This is a genomic window from Streptomyces sp. NPDC001204, from assembly GCF_053598035.1.
Map to the genome: position 1 here is coordinate 326,589 of NZ_JBSFJL010000004.1, position 24,407 is coordinate 350,995.

Here is a 24,407-nt window from a genome sequence, read left to right on the forward strand (position 1 = left end):
CCATCGGACCCGTCCGGAAGGATCCTTCTCATGCCGGCCCAGCCAGCCCAGGCCGCTGTCCCGCACCCGCTGGACGAAGTTCCCCAGACATTTCGCGCCGGGGACTCGTACACGGTGCGGGACGGACTGGTGACCTACATTCGCCGCGACCTCCTCGGGCCCTGGGACGGAGAGACGGAGACCCTGCCGGGTGGGTCCTCCGGACCGCGCGACCGCTACCTCGTGGGCATGCTCGGGCCCCGGCCCGACACCGTCACCGCCGACCGGATCGCCCGCGCGGCCGCCCAGAGCGCGGACAGTGACTCGGGCGACGAGCAGGAAGGCGACGACACCGGCCTCCAGGACCGGCTCAGCCCACAGGCCGCCGGCCACATATGGGCGTCGTCCATGGGACTGTCCTTCACGGTCCCGGCCTCGGTCGGCACGCTCACCGTCGAGGTCTGCTGGGGGCGTTACACGCAGTCGGAAGAGGCGTCGGACCGGGGCACGACCCGCCGGGTCTGGTCGCGCGAGCCTGTCCGGCATGTGGTGGACGTCGATGTGACCGGCACAGGGGGCCGGACACGTGAACTCGAGGGCGACGTGGTCCTCCTGGACGTACAGGTACGACGACACACGGGCCGGACCGCAGCCGAGGACCTGCGTGTCGTCGAACTCGCCCTCGTGAACCGGCAGCAGGACAGCCGCGAAGCCCGCGACGCCCACTGGCTGTTCCAGACCGGAATCGACGTCACCGCGTTTCCCGACGACCAGGCAGCCGTCTTCCTCCCCGTCGACGACCCACTCGATCCGGCCAACCGCCAGAACGCGCCCGAGGACGCCGAGGAGCGGCGGCTCCGCCTCCTCTACCGGGACAGTCTCAGCCACGCCAATGGCCGCAACGTGGCCGTGCACGCCCACGTGCGCGACGGCGAGCGCAACGCCCACCGCCTGACGACCACCTGGCTCCCCGAGTACGATGTCCGGGCCACCACCGCACCGACCCTGGAGGAGCAGGACCTGCTCCGCGGGCTCGAACTGGGCATGGACGAACTTGCCGCCCTCGCGGTGCCCACCCGCCGCACCGAACTCAGCGCCGCTCTCGCCCCGCTGGCCGACGGCTACGGCACCTGGCTCGAGCAGCAGCGGCACAACGCCCGTTCGCTCCCCGAGGACCTACGGGAATCGGCCGAAGTCGCCATCGAGCAGGCGCTGGAGATCTGCGACCGGATAACGCTCGGCATCGACCGGCTCGTGGCCGACGACACCGCCCTCGACGCCTTCCGGTTCGCCAACCGGGCCATGGCACTCCAGCGCCGCAACACCGCCGTAGCCGCCGCCCGAGCCGGTCGTGAGGACGATCCCGCCTCATATCTGGAGGCGTACGAGGAGATCCATGCCAAGGGCAAGGCAGCGGCCAGCTGGCGCCCGTTCCAGCTCGCCTTCGTGCTGCTGAATCTGGACTCCCTCAGCCGTCCGGGCCACCCACACCGCGGCACCGGCCGCGAAGCACTCGTCGACCTGTTGTTCTTCCCGACCGGTGGTGGCAAGACCGAGGCATACCTCGGTCTGGCCGCCTACACCTTCGCGCTGCGCCGCCTGCAGGGCACGGTCGGCTCCGGAGCGCAGGCCCGCAGCGGCGAGGCAGGCGTGGGTGTCCTCATGCGCTACACCCTGCGCCTGCTGACCGCACAGCAGTTCCAGCGCGCCGCGGCCCTGGTCAGCGCGTGCGAGGTGCTGCGCCGGGAGGAGTTCGTACGGGACGTCCGCTGGGGCGCCACCCCGTTCCGCATCGGGCTCTGGGTCGGAACCTCCGTCTCGCCCAACTGGTTCGACGAGGCCAAGGAACAGATCGCCGAGGCCCGGGAGAGCGCGAGCGACAAGCACGCCCGGGTGCTCCAAGTGCTCACCTGCCCGTGGTGCGGGACCGGGCTGACCGCACGCGCGCACATGGAGTACGACGAGGGACGGCGCCGGGTTCTGCTGTACTGCCCGCGCGGGGAGGGAGAGGACCGCTGCCCCTTCTCGCGGCGCGAGGCGCCCGGGGAAGGCATTCCCGTGCTCACCGTCGACGAGGAGATCTACCGCCTCGCCCCGTCACTGCTGATCGCGACGGTGGACAAGTTCGCCCAGCTCCCGTGGAACGGGTACGCCGGGCTGCTGTTCGGCAGGGTCACCGAGCTGTGTCCCCGGCACGGCTACCGCCACGACGACCTCGACGCGAAGACCGGATGCGGCGGCCGCCACAACGCCAAGGGCAGCCTTCCCGGCGTCACCGCGCAACCCGTCACCCGTCTGCGTCCGCCGGACCTGATCATCCAGGACGAGCTGCACCTCATCTCCGGCGCGCTCGGCACCACCGTCGGTCTCTTCGAAGCCGCCGTCGACCAACTGTGCACCTGGAGCTTCACCGACGCCCGGGGAGACCGCCACGAGGTCGGGCCCAAGATCGTCGCATCGACGGCGACCACCAAGCGGGCCGCCGACCAGGTGCTGGGCGTGTTCGGCCGCAAGGTCGCCGTGTTCCCGCCGCAGGTCCTGGACGTCGGTGACACGTTCTTCTCCCGCCAGGTGGAGCTGAGCCGTGAGAACCCCGGCCGCCGCTACCTGGGCGTCTGCGCGCACGGCACGCGCCTCAAGGCCGCGGAGATCCGGGTCGCCGAGATCCTGCTGCTCGCGGCGCAACAGCTCTTCGACGACTACGGCAGACCGGCCGACCCCTACATGACCCTCGTCGGCTACTTCAACGCCACCCGCGAACTCGCGGGAATGCGGCGGTACATGGACGACGACATCACCACCCGCGTGCGCTCCAACGGCAGCCGCAAGGGCCAGGACACCCTGGCCGAACGCATCGTCAGCAAGGCCGGCATGCTCAACATCCAGGAACTGACCTCGCGCATCTCCTCCGCCGACATCGGCGCCGCGCTCAAACGCCTGGAAACCGAGTTCGACCCCGAGCGCGACACCTCCGTGCGGCGCCGCGCGTTCCTCCGCGAGTACGCGGTCGCCGTGAAGGAGAAGCGCGAACCCCGCGTCAGGATGACCCCGAGCACCCGACAGGCCGTCGACGTCGTCCTCGCCACCTCCATGCTGCAAGTGGGCGTCGACGTCTCCCGGTTCGGTCTGATGCTGGTGGTCGGCCAGCCCAAGAACACCGCCGAGTACATCCAGGCGTCCTCGCGCGTGGGCCGTGACGCTGCCCGGCCCGGTCTCGTCGTCACCCTCTACAACTGGTCACGTCCGAGGGATCTCGCCCACTTCGAGGACTTCGAGCACTACCACGCCACCTTCTACCGCCAGGTCGAGGCCTTGTCGGTCACCCCGTTCACCCGCCGCGCCCTCGACCGGGGCGTCGCCGCCACATACGTCGCTGCGCTGCGGCATGCCGCGTACGACGCCTCCCGTAACCTGGACGCCCACACCGTCGATCTGGACGGGCCGATCGGCCAGGACGTCGAGCGCCGGTTCCTGGAACGAGCCGAACGCGTCGGCAATGACCGCGCCCGGCAGTACCTGAGCGAACGACTGGAACGGCTCAAGGACGAATGGCGCCGCAGGCGTGACGAGAGCAGTTCCTCTCTCGGCTACCGCAAGGAGAAGCACAAGTCCACGACTGTGGACGGACTGCTGAAGCGGGCCGACGGCACCCGGTGGACCGAGCTGACCGTCGGCATGTCCATGCGCGAGACCGAGAACGAGATCAACCTTCTGGTTCCCGGTGGCGGCTTCCTCGACGAACCCTCGGGAGCCGGCCCCGACTGGAATTTCGGCGCGTCCGAAACCGGCCCGGACACCGATCACGACACGGAAGTCGTCGTTGACAGCGACGAATACGGCTCCACCGCCACCCCGGCCAGGAAGGCACAGCGATGAGCAGCAACCTCAACCGCAGGGTCGGCGCGGTCCGCCCCAGCCACCTGATGTTCACCGCCGGCATCGGCTCCCTCGTCGACATGCCGAACTTCTCCGTCCTGGTCAGGGGGCTCGACTCCTGGAGCTACTCCGGCGTCACCGACTACGACATCGACGAACCCCGGCTGCGCGCCGCCGTCAACCGGTCCCTCCAACGTCACGGGCGCGGCCAGATCGACCAGTTGCGCGCCGCGCCCTGGCTGGAGGGCGGGGACACGGACCCCAGAGGCTTCGCCGCCCAGGGAGTCGGAGTGCCCGTCGCACCGTTTCCCCAGTGGCTGCGCTGCACCGCCTGCAACATCCTGGCGGCGGTCGACTCCGACGAGTTCGCCTTCGTCAACACCAATCCACGCGCACCGCACGAGGCACGGTTCGTCCACGACTGCAAGCGCGGGAAGCCGCTCGCGGTGGCCGCCCGTTTCACCCTGGTCTGCACGAACGGCCACCTCGACGAGTTCCCCTACACCGCCTACGTCCACCATGGACGGCCCTGTGGCAAGATGCCGCGCCCGAAGCTGCGCATGAAGGACCACGGTGGCAACCAGGCTGCCAACGTGACCATCGAGTGTGTGGCCTGCGGTGGCAAGCGCAACATCAGGGAGGCCATGGGTGAGAAAGGCCGCAGCAAACTGCCGCAGTGCCGTGGACGCCACCCGCACCTGGGCACGTACGAGCCGAACGGCTGCGACCGCGACCCGGTCCTCATGGTCGCGGGCGCGTCCAACCAGTGGTTCCCACTCACCCTCAGCGCCCTGGCCCTGCCCAAGGGACAGGGCGGGGACATCGACAAGCTGCTCGAAGACCACTGGCCCGAACTGCGGACCATCACGGACCGGGGCCAGCTCGACTTCATGGCCGGCCTGCCCGCGTACGGGTTCCTGAAGGCGTTCGACGCCGATGCGGTCTTCGCGGCCGTCGTGGCGCGCAAGCAGGGCAGTGAGGGGCCCGCACCCTCCGCACCGGAGGTCCAGGCTGATCTTTTCGGCCCTGAATGGGACGCGCTTTCCGGCCCCGTCCCGACGCCCGGCGACGACTTCGCTCTGCGCCAGGTCGCCGTTCCCGCTCACCTGGGCGACTTCTTCTCCGACCTCCGTCAGGTCGAGCGGCTGCGCGAGGCACGCGCCTTGATCGGGTTCACCCGGCTCGACGCCCCCGATCCCGAGTCGCCGGAGATCGCCACCCGCGTGGAGCTGTCCCGCGGCAGACAAAGGTGGGTACCGGCCAGTGAGGTGCGCGGCGAAGGCATCTTCCTGCGGGTCCGGGGCGACCTGATGGCGGATTGGGTTGCCCGAATGGAGAAGTCACCGCAGATGGAGGCACATCGGGAGGCGTACGGCCGCTTCCGCGTCAACCGCAAGTCGGACCGCATGACCAGCGACTTCGACCCCCACCAAGGCTGGCCCGGGCCCAGGTACATAGCCCTGCACACCCTCTCCCATCTGCTGATCCGCACCATCGCCCTGGAGTGCGGCTACAACTCGGCCTCCCTCGCCGAACGGATCTACGCGGGAGACGACCAGAACCCGCGAACGGGCATCCTCATCTACACGGCCGTTCCGGACTCCGAGGGAACGCTCGGAGGCCTGGTCTCACTCGCCGAGGAGCGTGAGTTCGAGCGGATCGTACGGCGTGCCCTGGCGGATGCCGGGCACTGCTCTGCCGACCCGCTCTGCTCCGAGCGTCTGCCGCACGACCCCGAGGACTACCTCCATGGAGCCGCGTGCCACGTCTGCCTCTTCGTGTCGGAAACCACCTGCGAACGCGGCAACCGGTTCCTGGACCGCCGCTTCCTCGTTCCGCTGTCCGGTGAAAAGGAACCGGTGCTGACGCCGACCGGCCTGTTGCCGTGAGCCGGCACCGGTTCGAGGCCGCCGTCGAGGCCGCCGTGGCGGCCCTCGGACTGTCCCGAGGCAAGGACCTGGTTGGCCTGCTGGCACAACGACGTTCCAAAGAGCGGGCGTTGACCGAACTGGCGACCTCGGGAGTTGCTCCCGCCGTCGCCGAGGTCTACGACGCCATGGAAGCTGAGGCGGTCCCCCTGGCCGAGGCGGCCGCCTACGTGCGGGGCTACGTCGCCGCCATGCTGCGGGCCAGGGATACGGTTCAGGTCCGCACGGTGTGGAGTGGACCCTCCTCGTCGGACGTCCCTGTACGCGCCACCGCCCAAGTGCTTATCGAGGTCATCGACCAGGCCCACGAGGAACTGGTGATCATGACCTACGCGGCCCGCCCGTACCCGGCGCTGACGCGCGCTCTGACCGAGGCCACGTCCCGGGGAGTGGAGACACACATCGTGGTCGAGACACTGGCCGGCGCGCGCGGCCTGCTCTCGGGGCGGGAGCCGGCCGACGCGTTCGCGTCGGTACCCGGCCTGCGCCTTTGGCATTGGGCGCGTGACCGGTCCGTGCATGTCCAGTCGCGTCAGCATGCGAAACTCGCGGTCGCTGACCGCAGCACCCTCTTCCTGGGCAGCGCCAACCTCACTGAGTCCGCATCCCGACGCAACATCGAGGCGGGGGTGCTCGTGAGCGGTGGTGAAGCACCTCGACGCGCGGCGGAGCATGTCGTCGAGCTGCAAAGGATGGGGGTACTCCAGCCCATGGATACCGTGGGGCGCACAAAAGCGTCCCGTCGTCCGTGACCGCGAGCATACTGAGTCGCAGGACGTGCGCAGCCCCGCCTTCGCGCACTTCGTTGTTGCGAAGAAGGGGCTGCCCTTCGTACTCACGCCCAGTCCGCTGTCCCGACACAGCCGAGGCGGGATCAGCCTTCTCAGCCCTCGTCCGCCTCCCGTGCGGCGTGCTCCAGCCGGCGCCGGTGGTTCTCCCACCAGGCGCGATCGCCCGGAGGGATGCTGTCGGCGCTCTTCGTCAGGCCTACGGTCCCGTCGATGAGTTCCCGGACGATGTCGGCGTGGCCGGCGTGCCGCTGGGTGTCGGACAGCACGCGGACCAGGACGTGGTGCAGGGTCACCTCTCGCCGCTCCTCCGGCCACCACGGGACGTGACCGGTCGCGTCGAGCGGCAGCCGCGCGATCGTCCCGTCCGCGTGCTCCCACGCCCGCCGGTACAGCCCGGTGATCTCCTCGCGCGACTCGTCCGCGGTGGCCCACATGTCCGCGTTGGGCTCGGCGTTCTCCGTGTACCACCAGGGCGGCGGATCCCCCTTGAAGTACGGCCGTCCGAACGTGTCGCCGAAGTAGCCGAGTTCCACGCCGGCGGTGTGCTTGACCAGCCCCAACAGGTTGGTGCCGGTGGGAGTCAGAGGGCGCCGTACGTCGTATTCCGAAAGTCCTTCGAGCTTCCACAGCAGGGCGTCACGGGCGTCTTGCAGATAGCGGAGAAGGGTCGCCTTCGGGTCTGCTTCGATCATGCCGGGCAGTCTTCCAGCCGCCGCTGACAACGGGTCCGGCCTGCCCCCCCCGGGTGCGTGGGACGGGTGCGGGCGACAAGCTGAAGGTACGGATCCGAGGCAGGTGCGTCATGGGTGAGCGGGCGGTGTCCGTTCCGCGGATCGTGGTCGGTGTCGACGGCTCGGGGCCGTCGGAGGACGCTCTGCGGTGGGCGGCGCGGCAGGCCGCTCTGACGGGTGCCGTGGTGGAGGCGGTGACGGCGTGGGAGTACCCGATGTGGTACGGCACGAGCGCCTTGGCCGCCGGGTTCGACTTCGCGGACAACGCGGCGAAGATCCTCGCGCAGACGCTCGACGAGACCTTCGGTCCCGACCGGCCGGTCGAGATCCGGACCCGGGTCGAGCAGGGGAACCCGGCGGGCGTGCTGCTCGCGGCCTCCCGGGGAGCGGAGCTGCTGGTCGTGGGGAACCGGGGCCACGGCGGGTTCACCGAGGCGCTGCTGGGGTCGGTCGGCCAGCACCTCGTTCAGCACGCGGAGTGCCCCGTGGTCGTCATCCGCGGCCCCGTACCGGGCACCGCCCATGGGGCCGGCGGCGTGCGGTGAGGCCATGTGGCCCTATGACGCACGGGGGCTGCCGGGCGACTGTGGAAAGCGTGCGGGACCCGAGCACAGGAGACGGGAAGAAGGTTGACGGCATGGCCTGGGCATCTTGGACCACCCCCGGGGTCTTCACCGGCCGGGGCGGCGTACGAACGGACGAGGCCGGTGTCGTGACCGGCAATCTGACCGTCCACACGACCTGGGACGGGAACGAGGCGGACGTGACGGTCGGGTACACCGGGACCACCGAGTGGTTCACCCTGACCGGAAGCCCCGTTCCCTGCCGTACCGAGCGGCACAGCCGGGAGCTGCACCAGGCCGTGGTGGCCGCGGTCAGCGCGGGCGGCGGAGCCACCGTCCGGCAGACGCGGGTGAGGGAGACGACCTGAACCGCGGCGCTCAGGCGCGCGTGTCGTCGGGTTCGGGACCCCAGTACTCCGGGCCGCCCCCGCGCCAGTCGATCAGCGGGGAGACCGAGACCTCCACGGGATCGACGTCCAGCCCCGCGCGGCGCAGGAACTCGGCGACATCGGCGACGCTGTAGGCCAGCCCCAGGATCTCGCCGTTCACGCGGACACGCCGGCCGCCCGTCGGGGAGGGCGGGTGCACGATCACGGGCAGTGGTCGGGGCATGTACCCAGCATCGGATGCGGGCCGCGCCGCCGCATCCGGACGGCGGCGGTCCGCGCCCAGGCCCGCTCCGCGGGGGGCCCGACTACGCTGTCGGGGTGACGGACAGCAACAGACGGCCGCTCGCCGTGTTCGACCTGGACAACACCCTCGCCGACACGGCGCACCGGCAGCGCTTCCTCCGGCGCCGCCCGCGCGACTGGGACGCCTTCTTCGCGGCCGCGCCCCACGATCCGCCCATCGGGCAGGGCGTGGAGCTGGTCCGCCGGAGCGCGGCGGAGTGCGAGGTCGTGTACCTCACCGGGCGGCCCGAGCGGTGCCGCCGGGACACCCTGGACTGGCTGGCCGCCCACGGGCTGCCCGAGGGGCGCCTGCACATGCGACGCGACGGCGACCGCAGGCCGGCCCGCCGCACCAAGCTGGAGATCCTGCGTCGGCTCGCCCGCGACCGGGAGGTCCGTGTCCTCGTGGACGACGACGAGCTGGTGTGCGAGGACGCCCAGCAGGCGGGGTTCCGCGTCCTGCGCGCCCGCTGGACGGCGCCGTCCGCCGAGTTGAGGACCGCGCAGGAGAGCAAGGGGCGTACCTGAGCCGGGGGAGGGCCAGCCACGCATCGAGTGGGACGCGCCAAGTCGCACGCGCCAAGAGGGCCGTACGAGAGGGACGTACGAGGGGGCCGTACGAGAGGGACGTACGAGGGGGACGTACGAGGGGGCCGTACGAGGGTGAGTGACGTACGAGAGCGGCGGACGCGGGCGCGTCAGTCCGCTTCCTCGATCCGGAAGCCGACCTTCAGGCCGACCTGGTAGTGCTCGATCCGCCCGTCCTCGATCTGGCCCCTGACCTGGGTCACCTCGAACCAGTCCAGGTTGCGCAGGGTCTGCGAGGCGCGGGTGATGGCGTTGCGGATGGCCTGGTCGACGCCTTCGTGCGAGCTGCCGACGATCTCCGTGACCCGGTAGGTGTGGTCGGTCATGAGGGTGGCTCCTCTCGGCGGGCGGCGCCGGTGACGCGAGTAAGGGGCGTCACGACTTCCGGGCGCGCGTGTGGCGCGCGTCACTCCACCGTGCCGTATGCGGAGGCGGGGCGCGAGACGAAGAAGTGCGGCAAGCGGGACATCACTTGACCCGGGCATTGGTCCATACCAAAATCGCAGCCACACCCGCGCGAGCCCCTGCTCGTCCCCCCACGTCGGGCCCCTTCCCTGTGCGTCGGAAAGAACAGGACCCCTCGTGAGACCTCGCCTCCTCGCTCTGGTGTGTGCGTCCTCCTTCCTGGTCAGCGCCTGCGGCGTGCTGTCTCCAGGCGGAAGCGGGCGGCACACCGTCACCGTGTGGATGATGAAGGGCAGCGCGTCGCAGGACTTCCTGGAGCGCTTCACCGAGGACTTCGAACGCACCCACGGAGACCTGCGTCTCGACATCCGCATCCAGGAGTGGACCGGCATCGGTCCCAAGGTGCAGGCCGCGCTCACGAATCGCTCCGAGGGCGGCCCCGACGTCATCGAGGTCGGCAACACCCAGGTCGCGCAGTACGCCAAGGGCGGCAGGCTGACCAACCTGACGCTGGAGTCGATGCGGGACTGGGGCATGCGCGACTGGCTGCCCGGCCTGGCCGAACCGGGGCTGGACAACTCCTCCCAGTACGGCATCCCGTGGTACGCGGCCAACCGGGTCGTCATCTACCGCAAGGACCTGTTCGAGCAGGCGGGCATCACCAAGCCGCCCCGTACCCGGACCGAGTGGCTGGCCGCGAGCGAGAAGCTCAACTCCGCGACCGACCAGGGGATCTACCTCGCCGGACAGGACTGGTACACGCTCTCCGGCTTCATCTGGGACGAGGGCGGCGACCTCGCCACGGAGACCGACAGCGGCTGGAAGGGCGCCCTGGACAGTGCCGCCGCGCTGCGCGGCATGGACTTCTACCGGCAACTCCAGGCGCTGGGCCGGGGTCCGGTCGACGCCGACGAGGAACACCCGCCGCAGGCGGAGGTGTTCGCCGAGGGGAAGGTGGCGCAGATCGTGGCGGTGCCCGGCCTCGCCCAGACCATCGTGGAGAAGAACCCCGACCTCAAGGACAAGTTGGGCTTCTTCCCCGTGCCGGGCAGGACCGCCGCCCGGCCGGGCACGGTGTTCACCGGCGGCTCCGACCTCGTCGTGCCCCGTAACACCACCGACCGGGACGGCGCCGTCGCCGTGGTCGCCGCCCTCACCGACGCCAAGTGGGACACCGACCTCGCCCGCACCATGAACTACGTCCCCAACAAGACGAAGCTCGCCGCCGCCGTCGCGGACGAGGAGGGGGTCGCGGCCATGGCGGCGGGCGCCGCACACGGCCGGGCGACCCCCAACACGCCGCAGTGGGCCACGGTCGAGGCCGACAACCCGATCAAGGACTACATGACGAAGGTGCTCTCCGGCGGCGACCCGCTGACGGAGGCCCGCCGCGCCTCACAGCGGATCACCGAGCAGTTGGCGTAACCCCTGGGGCCCCGGGCGATGGCCCCCGAGTCCTCCAGGCCCAGGCCACGGCCCGGTGGGCTCGGAGGACTCGGAGGACTCGGAGGACTCGGAGGGCCTCAACGGCGCCCGGTTCCCGCCCCGTCACCGGCCCAAGTCACCGCGCCACACTCAGCGACAGCGCGAAGCGTTCCTCGCCGTCGGTCCACCACCGCTCCAACCCAAGCCCCGCGGCGGCAAGTTCCGCGCTCACCCCGTCCTTGCGGAACTTCGCCGACACCTCGCTGCGCAGCTCCTCGCCCGCCGCGAAGTGCACGGCGAGATCGAGCGCGGGCACCTTCACCGTCTGCGCGATGCGCGAACGCAGCCGCATCTCGATCCACTCGTTCGTCGCGTCCCAGAGCGCCACGTGGTCGAAGGCGTCCGGCTCGAAGTCGGCGCCCAGTTCGCGGTTGACCACGCTCAGGACGTTCTTGTTGAACGCGGCCGTCACTCCGGCGGCGTCGTCGTACGCCCCGACCAGCACGTCCTCGGCCTTGACCAGGTCGGTGCCGAGCAGCAGCGCGTCGCCGGGGGAGAGCAGGGCGCGCACCGAGGCGAGGAACTCGGCGCGTTCGCCGGGCAGCAGATTGCCGATGGTGCCGCCGAGGAACGCCAGCAGCCGTGGGCCTGGGGAGTGGGGGAGGGCCAGGGCGGCGGTGAAGTCGGCGATCAGCGCGTGGACGTTCAGTCCGGGCCGCTCGGCGACCAGGGCCCGCCCGGCCTGTTCCAGCGCGGTGTCGCTGACGTCGACGGGGAAGTAGGTGTGCAGCCGGGGCAGCGCGTCGATCAGATGGCGCGTCTTCTCCGAGGAACCGGAGCCCAGTTCGACGAGGGTGCGGGCGGGCAGCGCGGCGGCGATCTCGGCGGACCGGCCGGCGAGGATCTCCCGTTCGGCACGGGTCGGGTAGTACTCGGGCAGTTCGGTGATCTGCTCGAACAGCTCGCTGCCGCGCGCGTCGTAGAACCACTTCGGCGGCAGCGTCTTGGGGTCGGAGGTCAGGCCGTTCTGGACGTCGGCGCGCAGGGCCGCGGCCATGGCGTCCTCGGGCAGGGTACGGGTGATACGGAACTCACTCACGTGCGGGGCTCCTCGGATCGTGCGGATGCCAGGTCCTCGGTGGGGTCCTTCAGCGGGGTGAGCAGGACGTCCGTGCGGCTCGCCGCGAGCAGGGCGCGGTCGGGCACCTCAACCCAGTGCGGGTCGTCGTCGTAGGGTTCGGAGGCCACCACCGTGCGGCGGCCGGGCTCGGCCAGGTACCACAGGCTGTCGCCCCAGGCGGTCGCGGTGATCGTCTCGCCGTTGGTGAGCAGCAGGTTGAGCCGCGAGCCGGGGGCCGCCGCGGCGACCTCCAGGACGGTGTCGGCGAGCGCCTGCCCCTCCTCGTCACCGCCGCGGAGCCGGGCCAGCACCAGTGCCCACACGAGCGCCGAGTCGTTGCGGGCCTCCAGCGCCAGCAGGTCGCGCGGCGGCAGGGTACGGGACACCGCGGCGAGCGAGTCCGGCCAGCCGGTGACGGCGCCGTTGTGACTGAACAGCCAGGTGCCCGCGGCGAACGGCGCCGCCGCGGCCTCCGCGTCCGCGCCCGAGAGGGTCGCGTCCCGCACCGCGGCGAGCAGCGCCGAGGTGCGTACGACCCGGGCCAGGTCGGCGAAGGACAGGTCGGCCCAGATGGGCCCGGCCCGGCGGTAGCGGGCCGGCACCGGGTCGCCCTCCGCGTACCAACCCACCCCGAAGCCGTCGGCGTTGACCGTCCCGTGCCGCTGGTACCGGGGCGCCCACGCCTGCCGGTACAGGCTGTGCGCCGGTTCCACCAGGTACCGGCCGAGCGGCTCCTCGGGTCCCAGATACGCCAGGTGACGGCACATCAGTTGGCCTCCGAGCGGGCCGTGCGGAACCCGGAGAAGATCTGCCGCCGGATCGGGTAGTCCCAGTTGCGGAACGTGCCCCGGCAGGCCACCGGGTCCACGGCGAACGAACCGCCGCGCAGCACCTTGTACTCGGGCCCGAAGAACACCTCCGAGTACTCCTTGTACGGGAACGCGGTGAAGCCCGGGTAGGGGGTGAGTTCGCTCGCCGTCCACTCCCACACGTCCCCGATCAACTGCCGTACGCCGAGCGGCGACTCCCCGGCCGCATAGCTGCCGGCCGGGGCCGGGCGCAGGTGCCGCTGGCCGAGGTTGGCGTGCTCCGGCGTGGGGTCGGCGTCGCCCCACGGGTAGCGCGTCGAGCGCCCGGTCGCCGGGTCGTGGCGCGCCGCCTTCTCCCACTCGGCCTCGGTGGGCAGCCGGCGCCCGGCCCAGCGGGCGTAGGCGTCGGCCTCGTACCAGCACACGTGCAGCACGGGCTCGTCGGGCGGTACGGCCTCGGTGACGCCGAACCGGCGCCGGAGCCACTGCCCGCCGTCACGCCGCCAGTACAGCGGCGCGTCGATGCCGTGCCGCCGTATGTGGGTCCAGCCGTCCGGTGCCCACCAGCGGGGCTCGGTGTAGCCGCCGTCCTCGACGAACGCCTGGTAGGCGGCGTTGGTCACCGGGGTGGTGTCGATCCGGAACGGCGGCACCTCGCGCACGTGCGCGGGGCGCTCGTTGTCCAGCGCCCACGGCTCGGTGGAGGTGCCCATGGTGAACGGGCCGCCGGGGACGAGGACTTCGGGCGAACCGGTGAACGGCGGGGCCGGCTCCGGGTCCGGCGCGGTCAGGGCCTGCGGGCCCCGGCGGAGCTGGTGGGTGATCAGCATGGTCTCGTCGTGCTGCTGCTCGTGCTGCGCGATCATGCCGAAGGCGAAGCCCGCCTCGGTCAGCCGGGTGCCGTGGAACGCGGTGGACTCCAGTACGTCCAGCACCCGGCCGCGCACCTCGGACGCGTAGCCGCGGGCCTCGTCGGGGGCCATCAGCGGCAGCGAGGGGCGTTCGGCACGCGAGTGCTCGAAGGCGTCGTAGAGGCTGTCGATCTCGGGGCGCATCGCCTCGCGGCCGGCGACCGCCCGCAGCAGCCACAGCTCCTCCTGGTTGCCGATGTGGGCGAGGTCCCAGACCAGCGGGGACATCAGCGGCGAGTGCTGGGCGGTGAGGTCGGGCTCCTCCACGCAGGTGGTCAGCAGCGTGGTGCGGTCACGGGCCCTGGTGAGCGAGCGCAGCGCGCGCTCGCGCAGCGTCTCGGCGTCGAACGTATCGGCGTCGAGGGCGGGATCGGTCATGGCGCGATGTCCTTCCCGTGGGCGGTGGGGGTTCCCCGGGTCGTACGGAGGCCGGACCTGGGGTTCTCCGAGCCGTGCAGCCGGTCCAGCAGGTCGTCGGCGGGGCAGCGGCCCCGGCGGACGTAGCGGTCCTGGAACGCGGCGACGGCGTCCGTGACCTCGGTGGTGGCGCCGAGCCGGGGCAGGGCCTCCAGGGCGGCGGCGAAGCAGGCGACGGCGGCCTCGCGCAGGTCGGGGTCGGCGAGCCCGGAGCGGGCCGCCTCGGCCCACAGCGGATTGTGCGGCGCGGGCAGTGGCCCGGACCGCTCGGCGAGGGGCTTCACCACCCGGTAGACGGTCTCCGCCGCCTCCGCGTCGTCGAAGAGCGCCGCGGTGACGGCCAGCGGCACGATCCACCCGTCGTCGCCGGGCTGCGCGTCGATCATGCGCAGTTCCAGATGGCCGCGCGGCCGGACCGGCGGGAACAGCGTCGTGAGGTGGTAGTCGAGATCCTCCCGGGTCGGCGGCCTCGGCCGGCGCGAGCTGATCCACCTGCGGAAGGTGAGCCCGTCGGGCACCTCCCACGGCCGGTCCTCGTGCCGTACGCACATCACAGGCGCGTCCAGCACGTGCCGGGCCCAGGCGGTGCGGGGGCTGCCGTTCAGCGCGGGGGCGCCGGCCCGGCCCGGGCCGATCTCCATCCACATCAGCTGCCGCGTGGAGAGCCAGCCGGTGGGGCGCCGCGCCACCAGCGGGGAGTGGGCGAACGCGGCCACCAGCACCGCGCCCAGGTGGTGCGCCAGCCACCAGCGGCGCCCGTGGCCGAGCGGTCCGGGCTCCTCGTGGCCGGCGTCCACGCAGACCTGCACGGACGCCGAGGCGCACATCATGTGCCGGCCGGCCGGGCCGGAGCGGTCCAGGCAGGCCTCCAGGGCGTCGTAGCGCCGCTCGCGCAGGAATCTGCGGGGGGTGTGCCAGGGATCGTGGCCGACACCGACGAGACGGAGTCCGTCCTCGGCCAGTACGGCGCGGACGGTGTCGAGGTCGGCGGAGACGGTACCGATGCACTCCATCAGGGAGGCGGCGGGCGGCGAGCTCAACTCCAGCTGGCCGCCGGGTTCGACGGTGAACGCCGACCTCAGGGGCATGGTCCGCAGTGCGGCGTAGGCCGCTTCGAGACGTTCGGGTGTGACGGGGAGCCGCGGCGTACGCAGCTCGTGGACGAGCCATTCCACTTCGACCCCGAGGGTGCGGGGCGGTCCGGTCTTGAAGCAGATGCCGCTGACCAGAGCCTGGGCCTCGGCTTCGGTGACGGCGGTACGGGGTTCCGCACAGCCACCCGCCGAGGTGGGTTGCGCATCGGACATGTCGGGATCCTCCTGAGATTCCACCATGCCACCGGCCCGGCGGTCGGAGGGCCGGGCCGGGGCCGCACCGTCCCAGCCAAAACCCTCCGGCCGATTCGCACAAGGGTGCAAATCGCGACAATCGTGGCGCCAAATCTCCGTATCCGCGATATTTCAGACGCTCACCCGCGGTGCCGGGGCCCGGCGCGTCCGCATGGGTCCGCCCCCTTCGCGGGAGTCCCGCGGGCGCACCGGGCCCCGCGCCCGGTGCTGACCCGGTGCTACTCCGACCGGGTGATCCGCGCGCCCTGGCGCGCGGCCCACGCGTCAGCTCCAGCCGTAGCGCTCACGCAGGCGGTGCACCACGAGGCCGAACCGCATCCGGTCCAGCGCGCACGCCTCACGGCGCATGCCGTCGTCGTGCAGCCGCAGTACCCGGTCGACGTCCACCCACGAATCCCGTCCCGACCGGTCCCAGGGGCCGCTCCCGATGGCCACCCACTCGCGGTCGCCGTCGTGCGCCTTGCTGGACAGCTGCACCGCCAGGAGCGTCCCGGCGGCCTCCCGGGCCACCACCAGCACCGGCCGGTCCTTGCCCCGGCCGTCGTTCTCCTCGAAGGGCACCCAGGTCCAGACGATCTCCCCGGGGTCGGGGTCGCCGTCGTGCGCGGGCGCGTACTCGGTGCGCACCCGGCCGACGTCGCGCGGGTCGGCCTCCGTGGTGGCGGTGGGGCCGTAACGGCCGGGCACGTTCTCGTCGGTCTCATCGGTAAAGGCAGTCACGGGGGAACCCTAGAGCGTGCGCGTCAAGCCCCGTCACGGGGGCGGATCCGCATGCCGGGACGGCGCCGGTGGACGGTGAGGTAGGCCAGGCCGTCCGGGCCGGCGGTGAGACTGCGGGTGGAGCCGTGCGGCAGCCAGACCGCCGCGCCCTCCGTCAGCTGCCGCGGCTCGTCGCCGGTGCCCGCGCCGAGCACACCACCGCCCGCGACGACGAACAGCAGGACGTCCAGGTCCGGTTCGCGGTGCGGCGCCACGCCCGTGCCGGGCGCCAGCCGTACGACGTTCGCGTCGAGCTGGCGCCCGGACTCCGTCAGCTTCCACAGCACGCCGCCCGGTACCGGCGGGGCGTCGGCCAGCGCCCGGGCGTCGCACAGGACCCGCGGTTCCGGCTCCGCCGGGCCGCCCGGTCCGGTGCCGTGCTCGGAAGGCGATGTCATCGTGCACCCCTCATTCCCCGGGACGGCCGTTCCTCCCGGGACCGTCATGCCTCGTGCCCGCGTCCCGGGTCTACGATTATTACATGTAGGATTCGTGAAAATTGCTTCGGGTGAGAAGAGCTTCGGGTGAGAAGAGCTGAGTGGACGTGACCACCCCACGGGAGAGCCCCCGCCGACGCGAGGTGCTGGACATGCTGCGGGCCTCGGCCGAGCCGCTGGGGGTCGCGGAGGCGGCCGAGCGGATCGGGCTGCACCCCAACACCGTGCGCTTCCATCTCGACGCCCTGGTGGCCGAGGGCGTCGTCGTACGCCAGGTCGAGGAACCCTCGGGGCCCGGCCGCCCCCGTACCGTCTACGCCCCCCGGCCCGGCATGGACCGCCGGGGCACGCGCGGCTACCGGCTCCTGGCGCAGATCCTGCTCGGGCAACTGGCGTCCCAGGGGCCCGGGGCGCGGGAGGCCGCGACGGAGGCGGGCCGCGCCTGGGGCGGTTTCCTGGTCGATCCGCTGCCGCCCTCGCCGCCGCCCACGGCCGAGCGGGCGGCGGCCCGGCTCGTCGCCCTCCTGGACGACCTGGGCTTCGCCCCGGAGCCCGAGGGCGGCGCCGCCGGAGAACCACCGGAGCGGATCCGGCTGCGCCACTGCCCCTTCCTCGAACTGGCCGAGGAACACGGCCAGTTGGTATGCCCGATCCATCTGGGCCTGATGCAGGGGGCACTGGCCGAACTGCGTGCACCGCTGGTCGCGACCGGCCTGGAACCGTTCGCGGCCCCGGACTCCTGCCTGGCCCACCTGGCCACTCGCCCGGCAGGGGCGGTGCCGGGCGGGTGACGTGATTGGCGGCGGAGGCCGCGCTCTGGCGGATCTGGCAGGCCGCGGCGGACCCTGCACACCTCGCAGAAAGGCGACACATCGATGAACACCACGGCGGCCGCCCTCGCGGGTGCGGTCACCTTCGTCTGGCTCGGCATGGTGCTGGCCATTTCCTTCCTGGAGGCCCCGTTGAAGTTCCGGGCCCCCGGCGTGACCATCCCCGTCGGACTGGGCATCGGCCGGCTGGTCTTCCGGGCGCTGAACCTCGTCGAGACCGTCCTGGCCGTCGTGGTGATCGCGGCGGTCGCCGCGGGCGGGCCTCCGGCGGGCGTCGCCGGGCTGACCGCGGCCGTCGCCGTGCTGCTCCTCGCCCAGTTGGCCTTCGTACGCCCCCGCCTCAACCGCAGGTCCGACCTGGTCCTGGCCGGTGAAGAGGCCGGCGAGGACCGGCCTCGCTCACGCGGACACCTGGCCTACGTGGCCCTGGAGACCGTCAAGGTGGTCGTCCTGATCGCCCTCGGCATCAGTCTGCTGGCGGCGTGACCGGTGGCCCCGGGGGCCCACGGAAGCGAGTCCCCGGGCACACCGCCCTGCCGCCGGGCCCGACCGGCGCCTCGCCCATGCCGTGCCGCGGTCAGTCGTTCCGCAGCCAGTGCGCGACCTGCTCCGGAGTGGAACGCGGCGCGTCGATGAGGTGGGGAACGAAACGGGACCGGCGGTCGGTGACGATCCCGTTGGATTCGCGGATGCCGATCCCGGCCGACCTGCCGCCGATGACCCACGAGCCGATCACCATGTGGTTGCCGTCGAAGGACGGCGGCCGGTGGAACTGCTGGAACAGGAAAGGACCGTCGTCGAACGGGCCGGCCTGGTCGAAGTGGTGCTCCGCGGAACGGAACTTGATCGAGGCGCCCTCCCAGCCCCACAGGGGCTTGGCGACCCATTCGGCCAGATCGCGGGGACCGTCGAGGTAGGACGGCAGGAGGTTCGGGTGGCCGGGGTACAGCTCCCACAGCACCGCCAGCAGCGCCTTGGTGGACAGCAGCGCCTTCCACATCGGCTCGATCCAGTGCGTCGAACGGGGCTCGGCCTCCAACTGCGGGGCGTACACGCTCTCGAACGCCCAGTCCCACGGATACATCTTGAAGCAGGAGTCGATGGGTACGTCGCTCAGGTCCACGAAGCGCCGGATGCCGCTGTGCCAGCCGACGTCCTCCATCGTCAGGCCCACCGTGGGAAGGCCCGCCTCGACGGCCGTGTCCCGCAGGTACGCCGTGGTGATGATGTCCTCGTCGGGCTCGTCGGCGGAGTGCGCGAAGTGGACCTGGCCGCCCAGCCGCGGAGCCAGCCGCTGCCACGTCCGCACCAGGCGCTCGTGGATCGTGTTGAACTGGTCGCGGTCCGGGTGCACGTCCTCCAGCCACTGCCATTGCAGCACGGCGGCTTCGAGCAGCGCCGCCGGAACGTCGCCGTTGTACTCGTACAGCTTGGCGTCGCCCGTCCCGTCCCAGGCGAAGTCGAACCTGCCGTAGATGCTCGGCGACTCGTTCTCGAGAGTCTCGAGCATGGGTCTCGCCCAGCGGCGGTCGATGCCGAGGCGTTCGACGTCGCCCTTCTCCAGGACGTGCCGGGCCGCCGCCACGCACATCGCGTGGAGTTCCTCGGTGACGTCCTCCAGGTGGTCCACCTCGCGAGAGGTGAGCACGTAGGCGGCGCTCTCGTTCCAGTAGGGCAACGTGCGGCCGTCGGGCAGTGTTTCGGTGTGGAACGGAAGGCCTGCCCGCAGGACCGTCTGCTCCCAGCCGGCCCTCGGGGTGCGGGGTTCGCGTCTCATGGATCAGCCGCCGACCGATCCGGCCTTGCCGCCCTTGGCGGAGAAACCGCCGCGGACGACGCTGCCGGACTTCGGCGCGGTGAACGAGCCGTTGCCCTTGCTGAGGTCGACCTTCTGTCCGACGGCGGGGACGTCCTTGCCCCGCGGGGTGTACCACCAGGCATAGCTCCCCCCACCGGCCCCACCGGCCCCACCGGAGTTGCAGTGATGGTCCGTCACGCGTTTCTGGGTCAGCTTGTTCATGCATGTGCCCTGGTAGTCCGGGCCGCTGGAGCAGCCGCTGAGGGCTATCGCCATCGCGACCGCACCCACGGCGCCGACCGGGACCTCGAAGGAGCGGCGACGTGAACTGGTGCGCTGCTGACTCGTCACGAACAGATCCCTCCGGATACGTCTGCTGATCCGCGGCAGTGGTGTGCCGCGCGATACGGCGTCGCGACGGGCGGAGTCACCGAGGAACGGCCAGACCGCGTAGGCGACTTGAAATCGCTCGCGACAGGTCGACATGCCCCGTTCATTCCGACCGTCCCTCGCCATGTACAGGTACTTGGCCTGTCAAACATACCGTTGGCGCATTTGCGTAAGAACGGCGGAGTCATGTTCCGGTTGCCGTAAGGGGTTGCCTGTGGAACAGCGCGTGGCCTGGGCCGTTGTCCGCACGGCCGGTGTCCGGGACCGGACGGTGGATTTCCCCTCTCTTTCATGATTGGTCTACCGTTATTCGCCTGTACCAGCATTACTTGGGGGGAATCCGTGCGAACCCGTCTCGCCGCCGTTGTTCTGACCTGTGCCGTGGTCGGCGTCCTCGTGGCCTGTGACCCCGTGGACGGCACCAAGTCGCCGGGCGGCGCCACTCCTTCGGTGCCGGCCCCCGTCGCCTCGGGCGGCAGCGAGCCCGCGCAGGACGGCAAGCCGGGAGCGGAACAGCGGACGAAGGTGCCGGCCTTCGTCGGTATGGGGTTGCAGTCCGCGCAGGACGCCGCCCAGGAACAGGGCTTCTACTCGCTGAAGTCGCACGACGCCCTGGGCCGCGGCCGGATGCAGGCGTTCGACCGGAACTGGAAGGTGTGCAGCCAGAACGTGGCGGCGGGCACGACGGTCCCGACCGATACGACCCTGGACTTCGGCGCGGTCAAGCTGGAGGAGTCCTGTCCCGCGAAGGACGAGGCTCCACCCTCGGCCGAGGGCGGGAGGATGCCCGACTTCAAGGGGAAGTCGGTGAAGGCGGCTCGCGCCGCGCTCGACGCGAGCACGTCGCTCACGGTGAAGGACGCGTCGCCGGACCACCGGTGGGTGCTGGTGGAGAGCAACTGGCAGGTGTGCTCGCAGACTCCGGGCCCCGGTACCGAGCTGAAGGGGCAGCCGGTGTCCTTCACGGCGGTCAAGTTCGGGGAATCCTGCCCGTAGGCACCGGCACGGAGGGCGGGACCCGGTCGCGGAGCCCCGCGGAAAGCCGGAAGGGGCCGGCGCCCACTGGACGCCGGCCCCTTCCGGGGTGCTCAGGCGGCAGCCACGTCGCCGGTGTGGCCGTGCAGGCGCGCGACGACCTCGGTGAGCTGGGCGGCGACCTCGGCGTCGTCGACCGGGTGGGTCTCGGCGAAGCGGGTCACGGAGCCGGGGATGGAGAGCTTGATGTCCTCGATCACCTTGCCGCCGGCGATGCCCACGGCCTTGCGGGTGTCGTCCTGCGCCCACACGCCGCCGTACTGGCCGAAGGCGGTGCCGACGACGGCGACGGGCTTGCCCACGAAGGCACCGGCGCCGAACGGGCGGGACAGCCAGTCGATGGCGTTCTTCAGGACGGCCGGGATGGTGCCGTTGTACTCGGGGGAGAACAGCAGGAAGGCGTCGGCGGTACCGGCGACCTGACGCAGCTTGGCGGCGGCGGCCGGCACACTGCCCTCGACGTCGATGTCCTCGTTGTAGAACGGGACGTCGGCCAGGCCCTCGAACAGCTCGACCTCGGCGCCCGCGGGGGCGAGCTTGATTGCGGCCTCGGCGAGCTGGCGGTTGTGCGAACCGGCGCGGAGGCTGCCGACGAGCGCGAGGATGCGAACAGACATGGGGGACTCCAAGGGGGATGACACAATGGCGTTACAGATCCGGACCGAGGTCCGTTTATTTTTCTACCACCATAAGCGGACCGCGGTCCAGTTCTGTTCCCGATGCCTTACGCTGTCTTCATGTCCCGCCCCCTGCCGCCCTTTCCGAAGCCCCAGGAGCCTCAAGAACCTCAGGAGACCCGGGAGCTGCTGGCGCAGCCGGTGTTGCTCGATTTCGGCACCGGCGAGGACGAGCCCTGCCTGCGGGCCGACGCGGCCCGCAACCGCGCCCGGCTGCTGGACGCCGCCGCGCGCCTGGTCGCGGAGCACGGCGCGGCCGGAGTCACGATGGAGGCGGTCGCCGCGGCGGCCGAGGTGGGCAAGGGGACCGTCTTCCGCCGCTTCGGCGACCGCACCGGCCTGCTCAGGGCGCTGCTGGACCACTCGGAGCGGAAGTTCCAGGCCGCGTTCCTCAGCGGGCCTCCGCCCATGGGCCCCGGCGCTCCGCCTGCCGAGCGGCTGCGGGCCTTCGGCTGCGTGGCGCTGCGCCGCGCGGCCGACGACCTGGAACTGCAACTGGCGGCCGATCCGGGCCCGGCCCGCCGCTTCGGCGTACCCGCCCGCCAGGTCCAGTACGCCCATGTGACGATGCTGCTGCGGCAGGCGGCCCCGGACGCGGACAGCGAACTCCTCGCCCACACCCTGATGGGCTACCTGGAGCCCGCCCTCATCCACCACCTGACCCGGCAGTGCCAGATGCCGATGGAACGGTTGCAGTCCGGCTGGCACGACCTGGTCGCCCGGATCACCTCCACGGGGCCGGCCTGCTGAGAGCCGGGGGCCGGTACGGCCGACTCGGCGGCGATCGGCGCGTGTTCACGGGGAAGGCCTCCGGCGGGCTTGTGAGGTGTCCGCACCGAAGAGCGCAAGAGCCGCGCCTTCGCGGCGTTCCCGTCCGCCGGTCTGCGAGCGGACGGCTTTCCCGTCCGCCGGTCTGAGTACGGGCGGCTTTCCCGTACGTGGGCTGTGCGCACGAGCGGCCTTCCCGTAGGCGCACACGGCCGCCTCGACGCCACCCGGTCGGGCTACGTGGGCGAGCCGCGCGCCGGCCGGCCCGGTGAGGTCGGCGGCGATGTCCCCGGGGTCGCGCCGCGGCGCCGACATCGACATCGGCACAGGCACAGGCACAGGCACCGGTACCGGCACCGCGTCCTCGCTCACCCCCTGGGCATGGAACAGGCGGCGTGGCCTGGCAAGCCACCCGGCAGGGTTGCCCCGCCCGGCAGGGCGACCTGTGCGCCCTCGCCCTCCGCGCACCCACTCCGCAGCGATTTCCGTTTCAACTTCCATATGGAATAGGGCAGTTCACCAGACGGACGGTCCACGGCTTCTGCCAAGATGCGGTACGTCATGGTGCAGACTCCCAAACCCGCCGCGCCCCCGTCGCCCGCTCCGCGCTCCGTTCCCACGAGCGCCGACGTGGCCCGACTGGCCGGCGTCTCGCGCGCGACCGTCTCCTACGTCCTGAACAACACCAGAGCGGTCCGCATCAGCGAGCCCACCCGCCGCCGGGTCCACGAGGCCGCCGAGGAACTCGGGTACGTGCCGCACGCGGCGGCGCGCAGCCTGCGCGCGGGGCACAGCCGTATGGTCCTCATGCCCGCCCCGGCCATCCCGGCAGGCCCGCGCTACAGCCGCTTCCTGGAAGAACTCCAGTGGGCGCTCGGCCTCCTCGACTACACCGTCGTACAGCACGCCACCGCGGGCCTGCCCGGTGACGAGGCCGCTCGGGCCTGGGCCGAACTGCGCCCGGTCGCCGTCCTGGTGTCCGGCGTGGGGCTCGGACCCGCAGGCGTCTCGGTGCTCAAACGCTCCGGCGCGCGTGCCGTCGTCACCCTCGGCCCGGAGCCCGTCGAGGGAGCCCACGCTCTGCTCATGGACCACGAGAGCGTCGGCCACCGGGCCGGTGTCCACCTGCACGCCCGTGGCCGGCGCCGTATCGGCGTGGTCGTACCCGAGGAACGCGGACTGGACATGTTCTCCCGGCCCCGGCTCGCCGGCGTACGGCGCGCCCTGCACGGCACCGACGGCAGCGTGACCGAACTGCCCCTCGGCTACGACGAACGGTCCGCAGCCCGCCTGGCCGCCCGCTGGCGCGACCTCGGCCTCGACGCGGTGTTCGCCTACAACGACGAGTACGCCATGCTGCTGATGCGCGCCTTGCAGGACGGGGGCGTACGCATCCCCGAGGAGACGGCCGTGATCGGCGCCGACGACCTCATGCTCGGGCGGCTGCTGCGGCCCCGGCTGAGCACCGTCCACATCGACCTGCCCTCCGGCCGCGACCTCGCCGAACTGGTCGACCGCGCCGTTCGCGACCCCGGCGCCCCGCCCGAGCGGCACGCGGTGCTGGGCGCGACGGTGGTCCACCGCGAGTCGACGTGACCCAAGCGACGCCCGTACGAGTGACTGCGGCAGGCCGACCGGCCCCACGACAAAGCGGTGGGCGCCACTCCCGCAGGGAGGACACCCACCGCCCGGCACGCTCGGAGAGCAGTCCGTCGAGACCTCGCGGTCCGGTCCGCCAACCGATCCACCGACCGTTTCTACTGACCGTTCTGCTGCTCGGCGACCGACTTGCGGACCTCGTCCATGTCCAGCTTGCGGGCCTGGCCGATCACGTCCGCCAGAGCGGCCTCGGGCAGCGCACCCGGCTGCGCGAACACGGCGACCTGGTCACGGACGATCATCAGCGTCGGAATGGACTGGATGCCGAAGGCCGCCGCCAGTTCCGGCTGGGCCTCGGTGTCCACCTTGCCGAACACCAGGTCCGGGTTGTCCTCGGCCGCCTTCTCGTAGACGGGGGCGAACTGACGGCACGGTCCGCACCAGGACGCCCAGAAGTCGATGAGGACGAATTCGTTGTCCGTGACCGTCTGGTCGAAGTTCTCCTTGGTCAGCTCCACGGTGCTGGTCATGCGTATCCCTCTTCCTGGTGC

At 71.5% G+C, this 24,407-nt stretch carries 25 protein-coding genes; 12 read left to right on the forward strand and 13 right to left on the reverse strand.

From position 1 onward, the window contains the following. Positions 1-30: 30 nt before the first annotated feature. The 3 genes from drmA to drmC are packed head-to-tail and all read left to right on the forward strand — an operon-like array spanning position 31 to position 6,535. Positions 31-3,855: a DISARM system helicase DrmA gene (gene drmA / locus ACWC91_RS08675; protein WP_450640392.1), complete on the forward strand. Its 3,825-nt coding sequence runs from the start codon at positions 31-33 to the stop codon at positions 3,853-3,855. Further along, positions 3,852-5,744: a DrmB family protein gene (gene drmB, locus ACWC91_RS08680; protein ID WP_450640390.1), complete on the forward strand. Its 1,893-nt coding sequence runs from the start codon at positions 3,852-3,854 to the stop codon at positions 5,742-5,744. The genes drmA and drmB overlap by 4 nt, the downstream gene beginning before the upstream one ends. Beyond that, complete coding sequence (gene drmC / locus ACWC91_RS08685) at positions 5,741-6,535, forward strand: DISARM system phospholipase D-like protein DrmC (protein ID WP_450640389.1); 795 nt, start codon at positions 5,741-5,743, stop codon at positions 6,533-6,535. Before drmB ends, drmC begins: the two co-directional genes overlap by 4 nt. Positions 6,536-6,666: 131 nt before the next feature. Here drmC and ACWC91_RS08690 read toward each other — a convergent pair whose 3' ends face one another. Then, complete coding sequence (locus tag ACWC91_RS08690) at positions 6,667-7,266, reverse strand: DinB family protein (protein ID WP_450640388.1); 600 nt, start codon at positions 7,264-7,266, stop codon at positions 6,667-6,669. Between the two features lie 110 nt (positions 7,267-7,376). Between ACWC91_RS08690 and ACWC91_RS08695 the strand changes: the two genes are divergently transcribed. Both ACWC91_RS08695 and ACWC91_RS08700 read left to right on the forward strand, forming a co-directional pair. Further along, positions 7,377-7,850, forward strand: a complete 474-nt coding sequence (locus ACWC91_RS08695) for a universal stress protein (RefSeq protein WP_450640387.1) — start codon at positions 7,377-7,379, stop codon at positions 7,848-7,850. A gap of 92 nt (positions 7,851-7,942) precedes the next feature. After that, on the forward strand, positions 7,943-8,236 hold the full coding sequence (locus ACWC91_RS08700; RefSeq protein ID WP_225076792.1) for a hypothetical protein: 294 nt from the start codon (positions 7,943-7,945) through the stop codon (positions 8,234-8,236). A 10-nt stretch (positions 8,237-8,246) separates the two neighbouring features. Here ACWC91_RS08700 and ACWC91_RS08705 read toward each other — a convergent pair whose 3' ends face one another. Then, positions 8,247-8,480 (reverse strand): hypothetical protein, encoded by a 234-nt coding sequence (locus ACWC91_RS08705; RefSeq protein ID WP_225076791.1) that lies wholly within the window; start codon positions 8,478-8,480, stop codon positions 8,247-8,249. Between the two features lie 95 nt (positions 8,481-8,575). Here ACWC91_RS08705 and ACWC91_RS08710 point away from each other — a divergent pair, with 95 nt between their 5' ends. Then, on the forward strand, positions 8,576-9,067 hold the full coding sequence (locus ACWC91_RS08710; RefSeq protein ID WP_450640385.1) for a phosphatase domain-containing protein: 492 nt from the start codon (positions 8,576-8,578) through the stop codon (positions 9,065-9,067). A 170-nt stretch (positions 9,068-9,237) separates the two neighbouring features. Here the strand turns inward: ACWC91_RS08710 and ACWC91_RS08715 are convergent, their stop codons facing one another. Then, on the reverse strand, positions 9,238-9,453 hold the full coding sequence (locus tag ACWC91_RS08715; RefSeq protein ID WP_225076789.1) for a dodecin: 216 nt from the start codon (positions 9,451-9,453) through the stop codon (positions 9,238-9,240). A gap of 256 nt (positions 9,454-9,709) precedes the next feature. Between ACWC91_RS08715 and ACWC91_RS08720 the strand changes: the two genes are divergently transcribed. Next, complete coding sequence (locus ACWC91_RS08720) at positions 9,710-10,957, forward strand: extracellular solute-binding protein (protein WP_225076788.1); 1,248 nt, start codon at positions 9,710-9,712, stop codon at positions 10,955-10,957. A 136-nt stretch (positions 10,958-11,093) separates the two neighbouring features. On the opposite strand, the gene egtD is transcribed toward ACWC91_RS08720, so the two are convergent. The 6 genes from egtD to ACWC91_RS08750 all read right to left on the reverse strand — a co-directional run bounded on the left by egtD (position 11,094) and on the right by ACWC91_RS08750 (position 16,720). Beyond that, complete coding sequence (gene egtD, locus ACWC91_RS08725) at positions 11,094-12,056, reverse strand: L-histidine N(alpha)-methyltransferase (RefSeq protein WP_450640382.1); 963 nt, start codon at positions 12,054-12,056, stop codon at positions 11,094-11,096. Next, complete coding sequence (egtC, locus tag ACWC91_RS08730) at positions 12,053-12,844, reverse strand: ergothioneine biosynthesis protein EgtC (RefSeq protein WP_450640381.1); 792 nt, start codon at positions 12,842-12,844, stop codon at positions 12,053-12,055. The genes egtD and egtC overlap by 4 nt, the downstream gene beginning before the upstream one ends. Next, positions 12,844-14,175, reverse strand: a complete 1,332-nt coding sequence (egtB, locus tag ACWC91_RS08735) for an ergothioneine biosynthesis protein EgtB (protein WP_450640379.1) — start codon at positions 14,173-14,175, stop codon at positions 12,844-12,846. The genes egtC and egtB overlap by 1 nt, the downstream gene beginning before the upstream one ends. Next, entirely contained in the window at positions 14,172-15,521 is a 1,350-nt protein-coding gene (gene egtA, locus ACWC91_RS08740) for an ergothioneine biosynthesis glutamate--cysteine ligase EgtA (protein ID WP_225076784.1), read from the reverse strand. Before egtA ends, egtB begins: the two co-directional genes overlap by 4 nt. A 306-nt stretch (positions 15,522-15,827) precedes the next feature. After that, on the reverse strand, positions 15,828-16,283 hold the full coding sequence (locus ACWC91_RS08745) for a type II toxin-antitoxin system PemK/MazF family toxin (RefSeq protein WP_141355837.1): 456 nt from the start codon (positions 16,281-16,283) through the stop codon (positions 15,828-15,830). Between the two features lie 23 nt (positions 16,284-16,306). Next, entirely contained in the window at positions 16,307-16,720 is a 414-nt protein-coding gene (locus tag ACWC91_RS08750; protein WP_225076783.1) for a hypothetical protein, read from the reverse strand. Between the two features lie 146 nt (positions 16,721-16,866). On the opposite strand from ACWC91_RS08750, the gene ACWC91_RS08755 reads away from it, so the two are divergent. Both ACWC91_RS08755 and ACWC91_RS08760 read left to right on the forward strand, forming a co-directional pair. Beyond that, complete coding sequence (locus ACWC91_RS08755) at positions 16,867-17,550, forward strand: helix-turn-helix transcriptional regulator (protein ID WP_225076782.1); 684 nt, start codon at positions 16,867-16,869, stop codon at positions 17,548-17,550. An 84-nt stretch (positions 17,551-17,634) separates the two neighbouring features. Next, positions 17,635-18,075, forward strand: a complete 441-nt coding sequence (locus tag ACWC91_RS08760) for a hypothetical protein (protein ID WP_225076781.1) — start codon at positions 17,635-17,637, stop codon at positions 18,073-18,075. 91 nt (positions 18,076-18,166) lie between these two features. Here the strand turns inward: ACWC91_RS08760 and ACWC91_RS08765 are convergent, their stop codons facing one another. Both ACWC91_RS08765 and ACWC91_RS08770 read right to left on the reverse strand, forming a co-directional pair. After that, a complete protein-coding gene (locus ACWC91_RS08765) occupies positions 18,167-19,366 on the reverse strand; it encodes a glutathionylspermidine synthase family protein (RefSeq protein WP_450640374.1) in 1,200 nt (399 codons plus the stop codon). A 3-nt stretch (positions 19,367-19,369) separates the two neighbouring features. Continuing rightward, positions 19,370-19,738 (reverse strand): hypothetical protein, encoded by a 369-nt coding sequence (locus ACWC91_RS08770; RefSeq protein WP_450640372.1) that lies wholly within the window; start codon positions 19,736-19,738, stop codon positions 19,370-19,372. Between the two features lie 381 nt (positions 19,739-20,119). On the opposite strand from ACWC91_RS08770, the gene ACWC91_RS08775 reads away from it, so the two are divergent. Then, positions 20,120-20,773, forward strand: coding sequence for a PASTA domain-containing protein (locus ACWC91_RS08775; protein WP_225076778.1), 654 nt, complete (start codon positions 20,120-20,122; stop codon positions 20,771-20,773). Positions 20,774-20,865: 92 nt separating this feature from the next. On the opposite strand, the gene ACWC91_RS08780 is transcribed toward ACWC91_RS08775, so the two are convergent. Then, positions 20,866-21,429, reverse strand: a complete 564-nt coding sequence (locus ACWC91_RS08780) for an NAD(P)H-dependent oxidoreductase (protein WP_450640370.1) — start codon at positions 21,427-21,429, stop codon at positions 20,866-20,868. Between the two features lie 120 nt (positions 21,430-21,549). Between ACWC91_RS08780 and ACWC91_RS08785 the strand changes: the two genes are divergently transcribed. Together ACWC91_RS08785 and ACWC91_RS08790 are read left to right on the forward strand one after the other, a co-directional pair. After that, complete coding sequence (locus ACWC91_RS08785) at positions 21,550-22,239, forward strand: TetR/AcrR family transcriptional regulator (protein ID WP_225076776.1); 690 nt, start codon at positions 21,550-21,552, stop codon at positions 22,237-22,239. Positions 22,240-22,818: 579 nt separating this feature from the next. After that, positions 22,819-23,853 (forward strand): LacI family DNA-binding transcriptional regulator, encoded by a 1,035-nt coding sequence (locus tag ACWC91_RS08790; protein ID WP_225076775.1) that lies wholly within the window; start codon positions 22,819-22,821, stop codon positions 23,851-23,853. Positions 23,854-24,014: 161 nt separating this feature from the next. On the opposite strand, the gene trxA is transcribed toward ACWC91_RS08790, so the two are convergent. Next, the gene (gene trxA, locus ACWC91_RS08795) at positions 24,015-24,386 is read right to left on the reverse strand and encodes a thioredoxin (protein WP_141355818.1); all 372 of its coding nucleotides are present in this window, start codon (positions 24,384-24,386) and stop codon (positions 24,015-24,017) included. Positions 24,387-24,407: the final 21 nt, after the last annotated feature.

Bases quoted from the DNA above. Each gene is read 5' to 3' on its own strand.
- ACWC91_RS08790 (WP_225076775.1), top strand. From the start codon at position 22,819: ATGGTGCAGACTCCCAAACCCGCCGCGCCCCCGTCGCCCGCTCCGCGC.
- ACWC91_RS08780 (WP_450640370.1), bottom strand. From the start codon at position 21,429: ATGTCTGTTCGCATCCTCGCGCTCGTCGGCAGCCTCCGCGCCGGTTCG.
- ACWC91_RS08705 (WP_225076791.1), bottom strand. From the start codon at position 8,480: ATGCCCCGACCACTGCCCGTGATCGTGCACCCGCCCTCCCCGACGGGC.
- ACWC91_RS08760 (WP_225076781.1), top strand. From the start codon at position 17,635: ATGAACACCACGGCGGCCGCCCTCGCGGGTGCGGTCACCTTCGTCTGG.
- egtB (WP_450640379.1), bottom strand. From the start codon at position 14,175: ATGACCGATCCCGCCCTCGACGCCGATACGTTCGACGCCGAGACGCTG.
- ACWC91_RS08765 (WP_450640374.1), bottom strand. From the start codon at position 19,366: ATGAGACGCGAACCCCGCACCCCGAGGGCCGGCTGGGAGCAGACGGTC.
- ACWC91_RS08715 (WP_225076789.1), bottom strand. From the start codon at position 9,453: ATGACCGACCACACCTACCGGGTCACGGAGATCGTCGGCAGCTCGCAC.
- egtC (WP_450640381.1), bottom strand. From the start codon at position 12,844: ATGTGCCGTCACCTGGCGTATCTGGGACCCGAGGAGCCGCTCGGCCGG.
- egtA (WP_225076784.1), bottom strand. From the start codon at position 15,521: ATGTCCGATGCGCAACCCACCTCGGCGGGTGGCTGTGCGGAACCCCGT.
- drmA (WP_450640392.1), top strand. From the start codon at position 31: ATGCCGGCCCAGCCAGCCCAGGCCGCTGTCCCGCACCCGCTGGACGAA.
- ACWC91_RS08785 (WP_225076776.1), top strand. From the start codon at position 21,550: ATGTCCCGCCCCCTGCCGCCCTTTCCGAAGCCCCAGGAGCCTCAAGAA.
- ACWC91_RS08750 (WP_225076783.1), bottom strand. From the start codon at position 16,720: ATGACATCGCCTTCCGAGCACGGCACCGGACCGGGCGGCCCGGCGGAG.
- trxA (WP_141355818.1), bottom strand. From the start codon at position 24,386: ATGACCAGCACCGTGGAGCTGACCAAGGAGAACTTCGACCAGACGGTC.
- ACWC91_RS08690 (WP_450640388.1), bottom strand. From the start codon at position 7,266: ATGATCGAAGCAGACCCGAAGGCGACCCTTCTCCGCTATCTGCAAGAC.
- ACWC91_RS08695 (WP_450640387.1), top strand. From the start codon at position 7,377: ATGGGTGAGCGGGCGGTGTCCGTTCCGCGGATCGTGGTCGGTGTCGAC.
- ACWC91_RS08700 (WP_225076792.1), top strand. From the start codon at position 7,943: ATGGCCTGGGCATCTTGGACCACCCCCGGGGTCTTCACCGGCCGGGGC.
- drmB (WP_450640390.1), top strand. From the start codon at position 3,852: ATGAGCAGCAACCTCAACCGCAGGGTCGGCGCGGTCCGCCCCAGCCAC.